The organism is Bacillus jepli (genome assembly GCF_047238305.1).
Taxonomy (GTDB): Bacteria; Bacillota; Bacilli; order Bacillales; family Bacillaceae_L; genus Ferdinandcohnia.
Window position 1 is genome coordinate 3,270,691 of the sequence record NZ_JBDFMO010000001.1, and the last position, 15,871, is coordinate 3,286,561.

At 36.6% G+C, this 15,871-nt stretch carries 13 protein-coding genes; 8 read left to right on the plus strand and 5 right to left on the minus strand.

The genetic code is table 11. From position 1 onward, the window contains the following. Positions 1–69 precede the first annotated feature (69 nt). The 4 genes from ABC371_RS16760 to ABC371_RS16775 all read right to left on the minus strand — a co-directional run bounded on the left by ABC371_RS16760 (position 70) and on the right by ABC371_RS16775 (position 5,427). Positions 70–1,140 carry an FIMAH domain-containing protein gene (locus ABC371_RS16760; protein WP_412897825.1) on the minus strand — a complete coding sequence of 357 codons (1,071 nt, stop codon included), beginning with the start codon at positions 1,138–1,140 and terminating at the stop codon, positions 70–72. Positions 1,141–1,413: 273 nt separating this feature from the next. Then, positions 1,414–2,682: an NHL repeat-containing protein gene (locus tag ABC371_RS16765; protein ID WP_412897826.1), complete on the minus strand. Its 1,269-nt coding sequence runs from the start codon at positions 2,680–2,682 to the stop codon at positions 1,414–1,416. Positions 2,683–3,039: 357 nt separating this feature from the next. Continuing rightward, complete coding sequence (locus tag ABC371_RS16770) at positions 3,040–4,635, minus strand: FAD-dependent oxidoreductase (protein WP_412897827.1); 1,596 nt, start codon at positions 4,633–4,635, stop codon at positions 3,040–3,042. A gap of 168 nt (positions 4,636–4,803) precedes the next feature. Next, positions 4,804–5,427: a YesL family protein gene (locus ABC371_RS16775; RefSeq protein ID WP_412897828.1), complete on the minus strand. Its 624-nt coding sequence runs from the start codon at positions 5,425–5,427 to the stop codon at positions 4,804–4,806. 218 nt (positions 5,428–5,645) lie between these two features. On the opposite strand from ABC371_RS16775, the gene ABC371_RS16780 reads away from it, so the two are divergent. From ABC371_RS16780 to ABC371_RS16800, 5 genes are all read left to right on the plus strand, one after another. After that, positions 5,646–6,725 carry a GNAT family N-acetyltransferase gene (locus ABC371_RS16780; protein ID WP_412897829.1) on the plus strand — a complete coding sequence of 360 codons (1,080 nt, stop codon included), beginning with the start codon at positions 5,646–5,648 and terminating at the stop codon, positions 6,723–6,725. A 312-nt stretch (positions 6,726–7,037) separates the two neighbouring features. Then, the gene (locus ABC371_RS16785; protein ID WP_412897830.1) at positions 7,038–8,297 is read left to right on the plus strand and encodes a sugar ABC transporter substrate-binding protein; all 1,260 of its coding nucleotides are present in this window, start codon (positions 7,038–7,040) and stop codon (positions 8,295–8,297) included. A 105-nt stretch (positions 8,298–8,402) separates the two neighbouring features. Further along, positions 8,403–9,359, plus strand: coding sequence for a carbohydrate ABC transporter permease (locus ABC371_RS16790; RefSeq protein ID WP_412897831.1), 957 nt, complete (start codon positions 8,403–8,405; stop codon positions 9,357–9,359). A gap of 64 nt (positions 9,360–9,423) precedes the next feature. Further along, on the plus strand, positions 9,424–10,200 hold the full coding sequence (locus tag ABC371_RS16795) for a carbohydrate ABC transporter permease (RefSeq protein ID WP_412899379.1): 777 nt from the start codon (positions 9,424–9,426) through the stop codon (positions 10,198–10,200). A gap of 26 nt (positions 10,201–10,226) precedes the next feature. After that, complete coding sequence (locus tag ABC371_RS16800; RefSeq protein WP_412897832.1) at positions 10,227–11,126, plus strand: Gfo/Idh/MocA family protein; 900 nt, start codon at positions 10,227–10,229, stop codon at positions 11,124–11,126. Positions 11,127–11,174: 48 nt separating this feature from the next. Here ABC371_RS16800 and ABC371_RS16805 read toward each other — a convergent pair whose 3' ends face one another. Continuing rightward, the gene (locus ABC371_RS16805) at positions 11,175–12,542 is read right to left on the minus strand and encodes a hypothetical protein (protein ID WP_412897833.1); all 1,368 of its coding nucleotides are present in this window, start codon (positions 12,540–12,542) and stop codon (positions 11,175–11,177) included. Positions 12,543–12,762: 220 nt separating this feature from the next. Here ABC371_RS16805 and ABC371_RS16810 point away from each other — a divergent pair, with 220 nt between their 5' ends. The 3 genes from ABC371_RS16810 to ABC371_RS16820 are packed head-to-tail and all read left to right on the plus strand — an operon-like array spanning position 12,763 to position 15,860. Next, a complete protein-coding gene (locus tag ABC371_RS16810) occupies positions 12,763–13,779 on the plus strand; it encodes an NAD-dependent epimerase/dehydratase family protein (protein WP_412897834.1) in 1,017 nt (338 codons plus the stop codon). After that, positions 13,779–14,834: a dihydrodipicolinate synthase family protein gene (locus ABC371_RS16815; protein ID WP_412897835.1), complete on the plus strand. Its 1,056-nt coding sequence runs from the start codon at positions 13,779–13,781 to the stop codon at positions 14,832–14,834. The genes ABC371_RS16810 and ABC371_RS16815 overlap by 1 nt, the downstream gene beginning before the upstream one ends. A gap of 21 nt (positions 14,835–14,855) precedes the next feature. Then, positions 14,856–15,860, plus strand: a complete 1,005-nt coding sequence (locus tag ABC371_RS16820) for a zinc-dependent alcohol dehydrogenase (RefSeq protein WP_412897836.1) — start codon at positions 14,856–14,858, stop codon at positions 15,858–15,860. Positions 15,861–15,871: the final 11 nt, after the last annotated feature.

A 15,871-nucleotide genomic window follows, 5' to 3' on the forward strand; every position in this document is an offset into this window, starting at 1 on the left:
TTCAAGTTATGTTTAAGGTTTAATTAGAAAAAGGTCTTCTGCAACCGCAGAGGACCTTTTTCTCACTCATTATTTTTTGAACACCTCTTCAATAGCAGTTACATTATTTTGTAAGGTAAGTTTGATTTTGCCATCAATGCTGCTGTTGTTTAGATGTTTATGGAAATCGTCAAGATGTTTTAGTGCTTGATCTTTTTTACCTTTTTGGTAATGCTGTTCAGCTTGTTTTAATCGATTTCTAAGCTGTTGAGCCACTGAATGTGGGATGATTTCTGCTTTTTCGAGCTCACTGATTTGTTTTGCTAATGTGTCGGTTGTGACCTCAACGGTAACAACGATGGTGTTTGTTTTAACCTCACCGCCATTATATGAAACGGTTGCATAAATCTCGGTTGTTCCTGCATTTTTTCCGATAATTTTCCCATTTTCAATGCTCGCAACATTAGGATTTGAATTAATCCACTCGATTTGAGCTCCTGCTAAGTCAATTGTATTTCCATTGACAAGTGTCACAGTTAAATCAATTTTTTGCTCAGTACCTTGTAACATTGATTCATTTTCTACAGTCACTGTCCCATTTTCTAGTAAAACGGGTAGCTGATACAAGTTATGATCAGCTGTGTAATAAATATTTCCTTCATTATCTACATCCATTAGTTGAACATTACCCGTAATCAATTGTTTACTTTTCATCGTTTCTGGATTAATAACAGTTAACGTACGACCTGCTGTTGTATAAAGCAATCCTTGGTTATCCCAGCGGATAAAAAATGGTCGCCATTGGCTTCCTCGGTTTACACCTTGATAAAGTTGCGTGCTTTTAACAATTTCTCGATTATCTGGGTTCATGGCGAAGATAACAGTGTTGTAAGCACCAGCCTTATCTAATCCCCATGCTACACCCCAGACGTTTCCATCTGGACCGACGGACAATTCACCAATCATTTCAGGTTTTTCCAAACCGTCCACTTTGAGGTCGAATACATTATGTTTACCCGTTGCAACATCATATTCAAACATTTTGGCTATAAGTTCGGTTGGGTTAATACCTAGACCACCCGATATCGTGGAACCTCCGAATACTGTTCCGTCAAGATAAGCCAGTCCGATGATACTTTGATTTTTTATGATATTTCGCATGGTATTCCACTGATTCGTTTTTGCGTCGTAAATGGTGAGTGCTCCACCTAATTTTCCATAATCAGAAATAGTTCCTACAAAGAGCTTATTATCTCCAGATGTAAACGTGAAAGGCCGACTTTGATCATCCTCGATGTCTTGTACTAACTCTGGATTTTCACCGTTTTTACCACCTGAGAAGGTAAAGGGCTGAGTTGGATCATATTTATAAATTTTTGCTCCTCCATAGGTCCCTAGATAGACTTCACCATTTAAAAAGCCAATTCCTTCGATTTAATGAGGATCACGTTCATGAAGGACATACTGATCAGTCGACGTATCAAATACGCCAAAGGAACCTTGATATCCACCCATATAGATTTTTTGATCTTCTCCAATTTCTAAGCTTTGCATTAATAATCCCTGCATATCAACTTCAGGGTAACTAACCTGTACGGTATTGGTTGTAGGGTCATAGATTGAATATTCAATTTGATGATGTAAAATGGCTAATAGGTCTTTACCACTATCATCTTTTATCCAACGCATCGCTTTCGCAGGGGTAGCAGGTAACTGTACGGTTGGTTCCACCTTTGCTTTTTGATGTGTTGTCAAATCATATGTCCATAACTGTTGTGTGTTTTTATTAATGAAATAAAGAATGTTCTCATCGTAAGGGGAAGGGGAAGAGATAAGCCCATCAAATGTGATCTCATCTTGCCAATTCATCGTGCTCATTTCTTCACCTGTTGTCTTATCGATGGTAACCAGTGATGTTCCATAGGCAACAAAAAGATAATTTCCATATTCCCAAATATTTGATATTTGAGTTGATTCACCACTGATTGGTAATTTTATTTCGATTCTTTCACCAGTAGCAAGATCCATTTTCATTAAATAGGCAGTGGTTCCCGTTCCAACATATAGACTTTCTTCAGTAATTCCAAGTCCTCGTGCATATTGCTGACCTTCATAGAAAGTACCTAGATCTTTAAAGTGAGCAGATTTAATATCATATTCAAACACTTTTGCATTTGGATAGGTTGCCCCGTAAATTTTTCCATCATAGGACGCCTCTAATTGCCAAACCCAATTATCAGATGGGTTTTTCCCGAGTTGCTCTAATCGTTTTTCCTTCACTACATATCTGTATAAAATTCCATCATAGGTGCCTGCAAAATAAACATTTCCATCCGCACCTACAACCATTGCCCAGACGACATCACTTCCAGGTAAGCCTGCGGAAAATATTTTTTCACCTGTTTTTGCATCAGCTGCATAAAATGTTGCTGGTGAACCGTTCGTAGCATAGTAGACTTCACCATCTCCAATTGCTACCCCTTGAGATTTAGCAGCCAACGCGGCAGGACCATGATTAATAGGTTTACCATATTCAACCGGAAAATCCAGTTTGTTAGATTCCATTTCAACAGCCCTTTCGTTTTCGTTGGTTTTTTCATTGGAAGCATCAACTTTTGTTGGTTGTAGGAAGATTGGGAAGGTTGATAGTACTAGACTCATTGTTAATAAAGCAATAGCGACTTTTTTTAGATATTTGTTCAAATGTTTTTCCTCCTTTTATGTAATGGGTGTAGTTATTTTGTTGTGAAAATGTGTTGAGTTATCTCTTCATAAATTCTTTTCAAACGTTTCACATAAAAAACGCCTCCAATCTTCTACCATCAAATCTTTTAACTTCTAAACTATTAAAAATTTTCTGATTTTATTTAAAGGATAATGAAAGAGTTTAGTCTTTAAAATGTCGTTAATGTTTTTAGGTAAAAAGTAGTAGTAGTCTAACATCTTGAAACTCGAACAAAAGTCGGGGGAATTACTTGAAGTATTTAATTAAAGGGCAGGGGGTTTACAAAAAAAGAAAAAGGACTACATCTGAAACAATTCAAATGTAATCCTACTACGTTATTTCTTCCCAAATGTCTCTTTCATCCGTAATACAGGGTCATCCTCAATTGATTCATCCCATTGTAGTACTTGTCCGTAGGAGAGTAATTCCATTTTTAACTGATCATAAGAAACGTCCTGTACTGTTGTTTTATTTTTATGGGCTAATGCAGCCGCAGCTCCTGATGATTGACCTAAAATCATGAACACGGGTTCCATTCGGATAGAACCGTAGGCAATATGAGAACTAGACAAACAAACGGGAACAAGTAAATTTTTACATTCTTCAGCTTTTGGACGAATCGAACGATACGAGATTGGGTAAGGTGAAATCGGGATTTCTACGTCGCCTTCATTGTATACACGACCATCAATAATCAATCTTCTAACATGATGGGAGTCCATTTGATAGGATGCTAATCCGATTGAATCATTAACAGTCATGTCACCTAAACAATTGTGATCGGTCATCACATAGTCAGCTATCATTCTTCTTGCCTCTCGAATATATAGCTGATGTGGCCAATGCCCAGTTTCTTCAAATTCATCATGGGCTAATCCCCACTGTGAAACCTCGTCACGAATCACTTTAGGAACTTGTTCATCATTTGCTAAAAAGTAGAGCAAGCCAAGATTATAGGTAAAATGTTCTTGGAAAATCTTTTCACGTGTCTCGAAATCCCCATCGGGCCATTCATAATTCATCCCGATATTATCAGTTGAAAATCCTCCATAGTTATTCAAATCAGTCTTTCCATTTGGTAATATCGTATGAAGATTCATCGCATCCCATACACCTGCATTGATATAACGTAACAATAATGAGTAGCGGTCCCGATTATAGGAAGGTGGTTTCGGAAAAGGAACACGATTATCCGCCCGATTTGTTAAGCAAATGCGGAAATTATATGCCTGTATTCGATGGTCACCTTGTCCCTGATAGCCAAGAGTATCATTAGTCGTTTCAGTAATACCTGGTAAAACTCCACTTGAAGGGTCGCCTTCGATTACATAGGGATCAATCCAATTTTTAAATTGATGGTGGGGATGTCCAAATTGAATCCCATTATAGGTCTCTTTATAGGTTGCATTCGATTCTCTACCTACTATGTAAGTAACACCTGCTTTAGCCATTACGTCACCCTCATAGCTAGCATCAATAAATACGTCGCCTATATATGTAATTCCATCTTCCATGATTATTTTAGTTAACCTGGTATTCTCTTTTATTACTTCGATGACATGCTGATTATAAACAACCTCAATGTCAAAGTCCTTTAACCATTTCTCAAATACATATTTGGCTGCCTTTGGTTCAAATGTCCACTGTTCGTTCGTCTTGTAGTAGTTTCCTAATTCCCGAAAGAATTCTTTCGATAAACCACCTATTGCCTCCTTAGCACCTATATCAGAAGCACCTAACCCACTTGCCGTGATACCTCCAATATTTTTTCCGAATTCAGCAATGACGACAGATAGACCCATTCGCTTCGCTTGAATGGCCGCTGTTATTCCCGCGGGTGTAGCACCATAGATGATCAAATCTCTTTGTATAACAGCTGGTTCTCTTACTTTTGAAGTAGGAACATAATAATGTAATTGACTGAAATCCATTGATATCCTCCTTAAATGGGGTAACATGATAACCCTTTCAAACTTACTTAAAAGTTTAAAAGAATAATTGGAATAATCAAGACTTTTAACGGACTTTAAGTCAGTCGTAAAATCATGCCGTGAAAAAGAGTGTCCCGAAATACGGACACTCTTAATAGCTTTGCTGATTTATTCCTGTATAATGATCTTTTTCTTACTATTAATTTTCAAGAAGGCGCGGTTACTACACCACGTAATTGCTACTGCTAACACACTTCCAGTAAAAAACGGAATAATTCCAGGTATTAAATTTACAAAAATTCCCAGAATCATACTTGCTGTCAAGATAAGAATCGTCTCTAAAAGAGAACTAGCTGCAATCAAAAAGGATTGTTTGATATATTGAAAGAATTTCATTTCGAATTGTATATATACAGGAAAGAAATAAGATAAAGTGACAATATACGAAATGGACAGAAATAGTAGGATTGGAAACAGGAATTGCAATTTATCTGCATTCTTTTGTAAAAACATAAAATCATAAATTAAGATATAGCCAATTAAAGTGAAAAATAAGCCAAATTTATTCAGAGAAATAAATTCCTTCTTATAGGTGTTCCAGAACGTTTGAAAGATTTTCTCAACAGGTTCTTTACTAAGCCATTTGTGGACAATCGTAAACATCGCACCTGTCGAAGGGAATAGCCCTAGCACTCCTAATCCCAAAACTGTAAAAAAAATCCATAGTATATTTACATAAGCAATCTTCAACATCATAATTGCAAAATGATTAAATTTCTCCCATCCGCCCAAATCAACCACCTCAATCCAATTGTTGAAAAAAATAATTACGAAATATTTAAAGACAATTAATAGACTTGTCACTTGATAAAATTAGCATAAAATAGAAAGTAAGTATTGTAAGTTTAGTTGTATTATAACATGGATTTAATGGTAGCGATTCCATTTTTTAAACACTTATTGGATTCCATTCTCATGTTTTGTAATTAATGATAAAAAGGGGTGAACTTATGCTAGAATTTCGATTAGTTGAAGAAGATGAATTCCAACAAGCCATTGATTTAGCAGATAAGGTTTTTCGTAAAGAAGGGCATGTGTCGATGGGAATTGCATTCCCACAAGTATTTTCTGCTGCGTTGAACCAATCTTATGGCGCCTTTGTCGATGATAAACTAGTTTCATTTATTGGTTTGGTTCCATCCGTTCTTCATCTTGAAGGTGCTGAAATCCAGGCTTATTCAATCGGTGCTGTCTGTACAGACCCTGACTATCGTAGAAAAGGATTGGCCAACACACTATTAGAAAAAATTTTTGAGCATGTCAACAAGTCTGGTTCATCCCTCCTGTTTATTTCAGGGGATTTGCCAATCTATATTAAGCAAGGTTGTACTTTCTATGGAAAGATGAATCAATATAAGCTTCATAGGGGTGACATAACAGCTGATACATCTTATAAAGTTAGAGAACTTGGCCCTTATGATTGGTTTCAACTTAGAAAACTAAGCCAAAATCGAAAAATTAGGTATGAACAAACCATTTATGAAATAGCGCAGCTTAATAAGGGTGCTGGGTTTGCAAGTATTTTTAAGATGAAACATAAGGTCCTTGTAGCCGAGAAAAATAATGAATTAAATGCATTTTTAATATTTGGGGTTCCATACCAAGAACAAGAAGGAGTGGACTCTCGCGTCATTGAATGGGGTGGAGATCCAACTGCAATTCGTACCTTGCTTGCAGAAGCATTTACATACGGCCCAGATTCTCTGTTATGGAACGTCCCAAGCTATGAAAAAGAGCTTATTCAAGATCTAGACTCATTTCAGGAAAAGGTGGATCAGTCATATCCAGGAACAATAAAAATCATGAATATGGATCTATTGCTGAACCAGCTTGTTCCATACTTTACAGACAAACTTACCATTTCAACTGTGGATGATAAACAGAAACGCCTTTTTAGTAATGAAAATTCAACTATCTTGAGTAATCTTGACGTAGAAGAGCTGATCTTAAAAGGAAGCAAAAATGGAGATTGGTATTCTGATATTTTTCCGATCCCTTTTCCATTTCCACAAGGTTTGAATTATGTGTAGTACGACTCGTTAATATGGTAAAGCGCATTTTATGCAACCATAATTGTTTGGGAACTAAATTAAATTTCATTTCCTATTAAAGACAATTAATAGACTTGTCACAATAAACCAAACAAAATAGAATATAAGTATTCAAGCAAGAATATGTCGCTAATTTTTTTAAAATGAGATGTTACCGTTTTCAATTATGTGTATTTTCAGTCAAAGTGGGTAACAGTTTAAAGGAGGGGATGGAAAAACAACAAACCATTAATAGGTTGTTAGTCATTAAGATTTTTTATTGAACTTAACTAAATAGGGGGAATTTCGTAGATGAAAAAGAAACGTTTTTCGTTCATGGCACTTTTGCTTTCAGGTAGCTTACTTCTTTCAGCTTGTAATGATGATTCCAGTACAACACCAAAAGAAGATGGAAAAGTGGATGGTGAAATAACTGTTTGGGTTCATCCTTATACAGGTGATGCTAAGAAAGAAGAGGATATGTGGAAAGAAATCACTGCAAATTACAATAAAGAGTTTCCTGACGTAGAGGTAAACATTGAGACAATCCCATGGTCAAATCGAGACCAAAAAGTCCTAACTGCACTAGCAGCTAACAATGGACCAGATGTGTTCTATGCGATTCCTGACCAAATGCCACAATATGCAGATGTAGGAATGTTATTAGAATTAGATCCTTATTTAGAAGAATCAGATCTTGAAGGTTTCGTTGACACAGCTATAGCAGCTACAACTTGGAAAGATAAGATATACGGATTACCAGTTCTACAAGAAGCTTATACTTTCTTCTATAATCTTGACGTTGTTAAAGCTATAGGTGAAGATCCAGCAAAGCTTCCAACCACATGGGATGAATTTGAGGATTGGGCAGCTAAAGCGAAAGAAAAAGGTTTCTATGCATTGAATTATCTTGGTGGAGGATCGATGAACGGAACCATCTATCCATGGATTTGGCAAGCTGGTGGAGATGTTGTTACAGCGGACAATGAAGTGTTAATCAATAAGCCAGAGAGTGTTGAAGCGTTCGAGATGATTAACAATTTTTATAAAAAAGGATACATTCCAGAAGATTCTATTACAGCAACCACCCAAGATGAATTATGGTTCGCTGGAAAAATGTTAGCACAACTTGGTTCTGGAATTAGCATTACACAGTTAGAAAAAGACGGTACATTTGATTTTGCAATCGCACCACCATTAACTGGTGAAAAGCAATTAACATACGGTACATCTGGAATGTTTGTCGTACCATCCAATAGTGACAATCCTGATGCAGCAGCAGAATTTGTTAAGGCTGTTACAAATGCTGAAAATCAACGTGTCTTTAATACTGTAACCCAGTATATCCCGACACAAGAAGAAGCAAAGGATATCTTTGATTCTAATGAACATTTGAGTCAACTAGCAACATATACCCAATATGCATTACCTGGTGTTATTCATCCAAAAGGTCGTGCAATCATGCCATTCATTCAAGCCGAGATTCAATCTATGATGGCTGGAGAAAAAACTCCTAAAGAAGCAGCAGATGCAGCAGCTAAAGCAATCGAAGCTGAGTTAGCTAAGCCGTAAAATAATAGCTTCTTAAAGTAAAGAGAGTTTTATTCCTTACGAGAATAAAACTCTCTATTTATTAAAATTACTTTGTTTTATTAATAAAAGAAATAAGGTGATAGCTTGGAAAAGGTCATAGAAACTCATAACAAAGTACCTCTGAATTATATAAAAAAGGTCAAGCCTCCTTTAAAGAAAAGGATCAAAGATGAATGGAGAAAAAATGGTCTTGTTTATCTCGTACTTACTCCTGTATTAATCCATTTTCTAATATTTCAAGTCATTCCATTTGTTTATAGTTTCATATTAACATTTCTTAATTATCGAATTATCGGTACTTCTGAGTTCGTTGGGTTGCGAAACTGGAAGCAATTGTTTCAAGATGAAATTGCCTTGAAATCAATTTGGAACACAGTATTATTTTCCTTCTATTATATACTTCCTACAATGGCACTTGGTTTGATTTTAGCGCTCGTCATAAAATCAGGGATTCGATTCACAAAATTTTTTAAAGGGATCTTTTTTCTTCCTGTTGTTACATCATTTGTTGTTGTAGCAGGTATCTGGGAATGGCTATTTTCTGGAACAGAATCAGGATTTATCAACTACTTACTAAGCTTTTTAGGTGTGGATTCTCAATTATTTTTATCTGATTCCTCACAAGCACTAATTGTATTGGCTGGTTTGAGTATTTTCAAAGTCTCAGGGAGTACAATGATTTATTATTTTGCAGGGCTACAGTCGATTCCAAAAGATATGTATGAAGCTGCAAAAATCGATGGAGCTTCACCGTTAAAATCCTTTTGGATGATTACTTTCCCATTATTAAAACCGATTCATTTCTACGTTTTAATCATTACAACAATTGGTTCCTTCCAAATCTTTGATTCTGCATATCTTTTAACAAATGGGGGACCAAATTTTTCGACAAGTACTATTGTATTTTACTTATATCAATTAGGATTTACGAATTTGAACTTTAGCTATGCAGCGGTATTATCTTATGTATTATTCGCGATAATCTTAATCATTTCGCTCGTTCAAAAAAAATATTTTGGAAAAGATCAAGGTATTTATTAAAAGATGATCGTGAATGTAAGGGAGATGAACTAACTTGTTTAAGAAAATATTAAAATATCTTGTCATGTTCTTCTTGGGATTTTGTTTTCTCCTCCCATTTTTAATCATGGTGTTAAGCTCACTTAAGGAAACGACCTATGCAGCAATGGATCCTTTATTTTGGATTCCAGATGATGTGTCAATTAATAACTTTATGTACTTATTTAGAAATGACAATTTTTTACGATGGATTTTTAACTCTATTGTTGTTACAGTGATCCCTGTTTTTTCACAAATGTTTTTTGCAGGGTTACTTGGATACATTTTTGCAAGAAAGCAATTCTTTGGAAGAGAATTCATTTTCTGGACCTTTATGGCCGTCATTATGATTCCACCCCAACTGTTGATCATTCCGAAATTTATCATGTTTTCAAAATTTGGTTGGATTAATGAATACCAAGCATTGATTGTCCCAGAACTTTGGGCGATAATGGGTGTATTTTTAGTTCGCCAGTTCATGCAAGGGATTCCTATGGAATTAGATGAAGCTGCTCGTATTGATGGAGCTAATGATTTTCATGTGTTTCGTAAAATTTATATGCCACTAGCATTTCCATCTATCGCTACCGTTGGGACATTTGCGTTTGTAAGTAACTGGAATGATTTATTTCAGCCATTAATTTATATGACAAATGAAAAGATGTACCCAATTACTGTAGGGTTAGCTTCTACATTAAACAAAGAAGGAAACTTTGGAATTGAGATGGCAGGTTCAACAATTTCATTTATCCCGACCTTCTTAATCTTCTTATTCTTCCAGAAGTATTTCACAGAAGGCATACAGTTATCAGGTCTTAAGTAAGTTATCGTAAGTAAAGGAGTGAATTTATGGGGGATTTAAAAATAGGGATGATTGGTCTCGATACCTCACATGCAACTGCTTTTACAAAGTTATTAAATGATCCGTCCCACCCTTTTTATGTAGGGGGTGGGAAAGTAGTCATGGCGCATCCAGTGAGCTCATCAGATTTTAAATTAAGTTATTCCCGTGTTGGTCCCATTACGAAAGAAGTTGAGCAATTGGGTGTTCAAATCGTCCATACGATGGAAGAGGTGGCTGAGCATTGCGATGCCATTTTAATAGAGTCCGTGGATGGAAGGGTTCATCTTAATCAAGTAAGCAAATTATGTAAGTTTAAGAAACCTTTATTCATTGATAAACCATTTTGCTTAACTACCTCCGATGCAGGAAGAATCGTGGAGCTAGCTGATCAATACGAGACACCTATTATGAGCTCTTCAGCCTTGCGATATGCGGAAAGTTTAAACATGGCGCTTGCCATAAAGGATAAAGGGAAGATAATTGGAGCAGACTGTTTTGGACCGATGGAGAATGTTGCCACCCAACCAGGGTATTTTTGGTATGGGATTCATGCGATTGAAATGCTCTATACGATTGTTGGGAGTGGTGCAAAGCATGTTCGTTCAGAATCCAACGAGGATTTTGATGTAATTGTTTCAGAATGGAAAGATGGTCGACTTTTTAGCGTGAGAGGGAATAGAAAAGGAAATGGCGATTTCGGCGCCGTTATTCATTTTGAAAAAGGTAGTGAATATGTATCAATCCAATCTTCCTCAAAACCCTTTTATGCTAGTTTATTAGAGAATATTATCGATTTTTTAAAAGATGGTAAAACAAGGGTGCCTATGAATGAAACATTAGAAATTATTCGTTTCATTGAGGCAGCAAATGAAAGCAGGGAAACGGGGAAAAAGGTGTATATATAAAAGGAAACCCTTTAAGTGAAAATAGCGGGTAAAGTAGTTCCCGCCATTTCATTCTTTTTTTATTTCATGGTCATCGAGGATAAAGCTAAGTCGATAAATACGTCTTGGTCTACCTTTGTAGGTGATCTTTTCTTCTCCTACAATATCCACTAGATTGGCGTCCATCCATTTCAATAGGATTCGATGTGCGCTTCTTGTTGTAATGTTTAATGTGGTGGCTAACTCTTGGGCTGTATAATCATATTTTTTATGACGCGCTACTCGTGCCATTAGCTTTGTCATATACGCTGCTGACATTCCAGCCTGTTCGGCTTTATTAAGGAGTTCAGCATCAGTGATGGATAAATCATATTTTTCATATTGAGTATCCGTGATAATGTCAACTGGACCGATCACGCTTTGATCTTCACGAACGATATAGCAGACATTACCGCCTAATTCTTTTGATTGACGAAGGGCAATTCTAGCATGGTTACCTGCTTCCGCTGCAGAGAGACCGAAGCCGACACCAATACTTATGGATACACCTAACTCTGTTTTGGCTGAGTTTAAAATGGGGATGAATTTATAACCACGGGTTTCTCTTTCGAAAATGCCGCGGGTAGTAATAAATGAAAATTCATCCCCACCAGAATTGATCAAATGACCATCAATTAGCTTTGTATAATTTAGCATCATTTGTTGAAATTTTAGCTTAAATACTTGTACTTCATGTTCTGTTTTATATTTTTCAGTAGCCTTATCAAATTGATCAATATCGATAATACCAAACACAATTTGTGATTCTTTATTTTTTCGGGCTTCCGTCGCTAGCAATGCGCGCTCGAGTGAAACAATTAAGTCCTGATAGGTTGGGGTTACCCATTCATTCGGTATTCCCAAATCAGATAGTTTCAGTGAAACCTCCTGGGTACCAGTAATAACTATGGAACTAAAATTTTGATAACTTTGTTGGTGAAATTCAACAATTTCCTCAAAAGTAGTAGTCTGACTGTAATGTGGAAAGGATGTAAATTCGTAATTGGTTTCGCCTAATTCATATAGGATTTGTTGAATGTATTTCTCTTCAACAGTATCAATAGAAATGTGCCTAAGGTCATATTGATTTTTAATCAAAAATAAGGAACGATACAGGCCAGTACCCATTAATGGAACATAATGTGCTGGAATAGAAAAATTGAAAAGTTGTTTGGCCTTCAAGTAAGTAGGAAATTCCATGAAAAGGAGAACTTCAACCTTATTAACCAAGTTTTCTATATCCTTAGGTTCGATCGTAGAAGGTGTTGAATGTAAAAAGAAAGGTTGAAAATTAGGAAAAGATTCAAGCGCTTTCATAATTTCGTTCACAAGTTCTACGGGACTCACAATACCGATAATAATTTCAGTACCATTAGTTGATAATTGATTCGTTTTCATTATGTCATCTCCAGTAAAAGACATATTAAAGAAATGTCTTTAAATAATCATACTACTAGATTAAGAGGAACTTATTCAATTGTCAATGAAAAAGAGGATTTATTTAAAGACTTTTAAGTGACTTGTCTTTTAATAAACCCAACTATACAATGTAGGTAATTAGTAAGTAACCAAGTTTTTCCTAATAAAAACTCAAAAAACATATCTTAGGAGGATCTAAATGAAAACGATTGCGGAATTAGAGGATTTTATGTCAACGCCTAGCGAGGCGTTAATAAAGGACATCCAACAACTTGATGGAGATATCATGATTTTAGGTGTAAGTGGGAAAATGGGACCGACTTTAGCCAAACTAGTGAAGCGAGCTGTTGATCAGTCAGGTTTACCAAAAAAAGTAATTGGAGTTGCGAGATTCTCAGATGAGAGTTTAATAGAAGAATTAGAGGTATCTGGAATTGAAACAATCAAAGCAGATCTTTTGAAGGAAGAAGACCTCCAAAACCTTCCAAATGTGAAAAACATTATTCTAATGGCAGGAACTAAATTTGGAACAGTCGGGAATGAGTATCATACATGGGCAATGAATGCCTATCTTCCAGGACGTATCGCTGAAAAGTTTAAGGATTCACGAATTGTTGCGTTTTCAACAGGAAATGTCTATCCTTTAACCTCTGTATTAAGCAATGGTTGCACGGAGGACATTTCACCAAACCCTGTAGGTGAATACGCACAATCCTGTTTAGGAAGAGAACGAGTGCTTACATATTTTTCTCATAAATACAAAACACCGGTTGTTCTATTTAGACTAAATTATGCAATTGATCTTCGATATGGAGTTTTACTCGAAATTGCAAAATCAGTGTTCCAAGGTACCCCTATCGATTTAACAATGGGAAATGTTAATGTCATTTGGCAAGGTGATGCGAATGAATATGCAATTCGCTCCTTATTACATACAAATCACCCACCACAAATCATTAATGTCACTGGTCCTGAAACACTATCTGTAAGATGGTTGGCCTATGAATTCGGAAAACGAATGAAGAAGGACCCATTATTTGTGAATAGCGAGAGTCCTACAGCATTACTCAATAATGCATCTCATGCGCATAAATTATTTGGTTATCCGAAGGTAACAGTTCAACAGATGATGGATATGATTTCTGAATGGGTTATCAGTGATGGGCAAACCATTAATAAGCCAACCCATTTCCAAGAAAGAGAAGGTGCATTTTAATGTTAAAAGAGGCTGTTAAGAAAAGGCTTCATGAGGGCACGGTGATTCCAGCTCATCCGCTTGCATTGACAAAAGAAAGAAAGCTTGATGTAGCAGGTCAGCGAGCATTAACACGCTACTATATTGATGCTGGTGTTGGTGGTATTGCAGTGGGCGTACATACCACACAGTTTGAAATTCGTGAACCTGAATTCAATTTGTATCAACAGGTTTTATCGCTTGCGATTGAGGAAACGAAGAATGCCGATATTCCCGAAGGCTTTATTAAGATAGCTGGTATTTGCGGACCGACAGAACAAGCCATAAGTGAAGCAACCTTCAGTAGAGAGATTGGCTATGATTTAGGACTGTTAAGTATGGGTGGTTTAAATCATCTATCTGAAGAAGAATTACTCGAACGTGCCGAAAAGGTAGCGGACATTATCCCGTTATTTGGATTTTATCTACAGCCTGCAGTGGGGGGACGAATCTTCTCCTATGAATTTTGGGAGCGCTTTGCCTCCATCCCAAACGTGTATGCGATAAAAATTGCACCATTTGATCGATATTGTTCAATAGACGTTGTTCGTGCCGTTTGTCATTCACCTCGTAATGAGGAGATTGCCTTATACACTGGAAATGATGATAACATCATAAATGATTTACTCACAACATTTGAATTTCCTGTTGGAAATAAAGTGGTGGAAAAGAAAATCGTTGGCGGGCTTCTTGGACACTGGTCGGTTTGGACAAAGCGAGTCGTTGAAACATTTGAGGAGATAAAAAAGGTCAGAGATGAGGATTCAATTCCAAAGAAGCTACTCACTCTCGGACAACAGATCACGGATGCTAATGCTGCGATATTTGATTCGCGAAATAGCTTTAAAGGCAGCATCGCCGGAATTAATGAAATCTTAGCTAGACAAGGATTGCTTCAAGGAAATTGGTGTTTAGTGGATCGTGAAGTGTTAAGTCCGGGTCAGGCAGAAGAGTTAGACCGTATTTATACTAGCTACCCACATTTGCATGATGATGAATTTGTAAAAGAGAATTTATCCAAGTGGTTGTCTGAATAATTGACGGAAGAAGGATATCGAATGAAAAGAATAGTCGCCCACAACAAGAAAGTTGAAATCATTGAGGATGAAATTCCAAGTATAGAAGGGAAACCTTCCTATATATTAGTTAAAACATTATATTCAGTTATTTCACCAGGCACTGAGCTATCATTATTATCAATTAGTGAAAATAAGCAGGTTCATCTTGGCTACAGTGCAATGGGAGAAGTCGTTGAATGTGGTAATGACATTAGCGATGTGAAAAAAGGGGATCTTGTTGCTTGTTACGGTGCACCATTTGTTCACCATGATGAATATTTACGAGTGCCGAAAACATTGTATGCTAAGCTTCCCGAACATCTCGATCCAAAGGAAGCTGCTCTAGGTGGACTTGGTGCGATTGCGATTCATGCTCTGCGTATTGCCAACCTTCAATTTGGTGAAACAGTTGTGATCGTGGGACTAGGCGTTTTAGGACAATTAATTGCCAAAATTGCTAATGCAGCTGCTTATAATGTGATAGCGTATGATCTTCACGAAAGTCGAGTAGAAATGTTAAAGAAAGAAAAAATTAAATCATTTGCAACCGTTAAAGAGATGGAAGAAGCCATTCAGGTGGAAACGAAATCTCGTGGAGCAGATGCGGTACTATTGTGTGCGGGTGGAAAGCGCTCACCACTTACTCATGAATGTCTAAAGTGGATACGCACTAAAGGAAAGGCAGTCATTGTCGGTGATATTGAGCCAGACTTTCCTAGAGACTTAATGTTTGGTAAAGAAGCTCAGCTACTCATTTCACGAGCAGGCGGTCCTGGAAGATATGACAGTATATATGAAAGAGATGCCATCGACTATCCTTATGAATATGTTCGCTGGACAGAAGGAAGGAACCTGGAGGAATATATCCGACTGATTAAGGAAAAACGGATTGATGTCGGACCCTTTATTTCAGAAGTAGTCGAATTTGGTGATGCACCACAAGAATTTGAAAAACTATTAAACAAGGAATCTACCACACTAACCAAATTAATTCACTTTACGTAATTTGAGGAAAT

Excerpts from the sequence above, each read along its gene's own strand:
- ABC371_RS16815 (WP_412897835.1), top strand. The coding sequence starts at position 13,779 with ATGTTAAAAGAGGCTGTTAAGAAAAGGCTTCATGAGGGCACGGTGATT.
- ABC371_RS16820 (WP_412897836.1), top strand. The coding sequence starts at position 14,856 with ATGAAAAGAATAGTCGCCCACAACAAGAAAGTTGAAATCATTGAGGAT.
- ABC371_RS16770 (WP_412897827.1), bottom strand. The coding sequence starts at position 4,635 with ATGGATTTCAGTCAATTACATTATTATGTTCCTACTTCAAAAGTAAGA.
- ABC371_RS16760 (WP_412897825.1), bottom strand. The coding sequence starts at position 1,140 with ATGCGAAATATCATAAAAAATCAAAGTATCATCGGACTGGCTTATCTT.
- ABC371_RS16800 (WP_412897832.1), top strand. The coding sequence starts at position 10,227 with ATGGGGGATTTAAAAATAGGGATGATTGGTCTCGATACCTCACATGCA.
- ABC371_RS16785 (WP_412897830.1), top strand. The coding sequence starts at position 7,038 with ATGAAAAAGAAACGTTTTTCGTTCATGGCACTTTTGCTTTCAGGTAGC.
- ABC371_RS16780 (WP_412897829.1), top strand. The coding sequence starts at position 5,646 with ATGCTAGAATTTCGATTAGTTGAAGAAGATGAATTCCAACAAGCCATT.
- ABC371_RS16805 (WP_412897833.1), bottom strand. The coding sequence starts at position 12,542 with ATGAAAACGAATCAATTATCAACTAATGGTACTGAAATTATTATCGGT.
- ABC371_RS16810 (WP_412897834.1), top strand. The coding sequence starts at position 12,763 with ATGAAAACGATTGCGGAATTAGAGGATTTTATGTCAACGCCTAGCGAG.
- ABC371_RS16795 (WP_412899379.1), top strand. The coding sequence starts at position 9,424 with ATGTTCTTCTTGGGATTTTGTTTTCTCCTCCCATTTTTAATCATGGTG.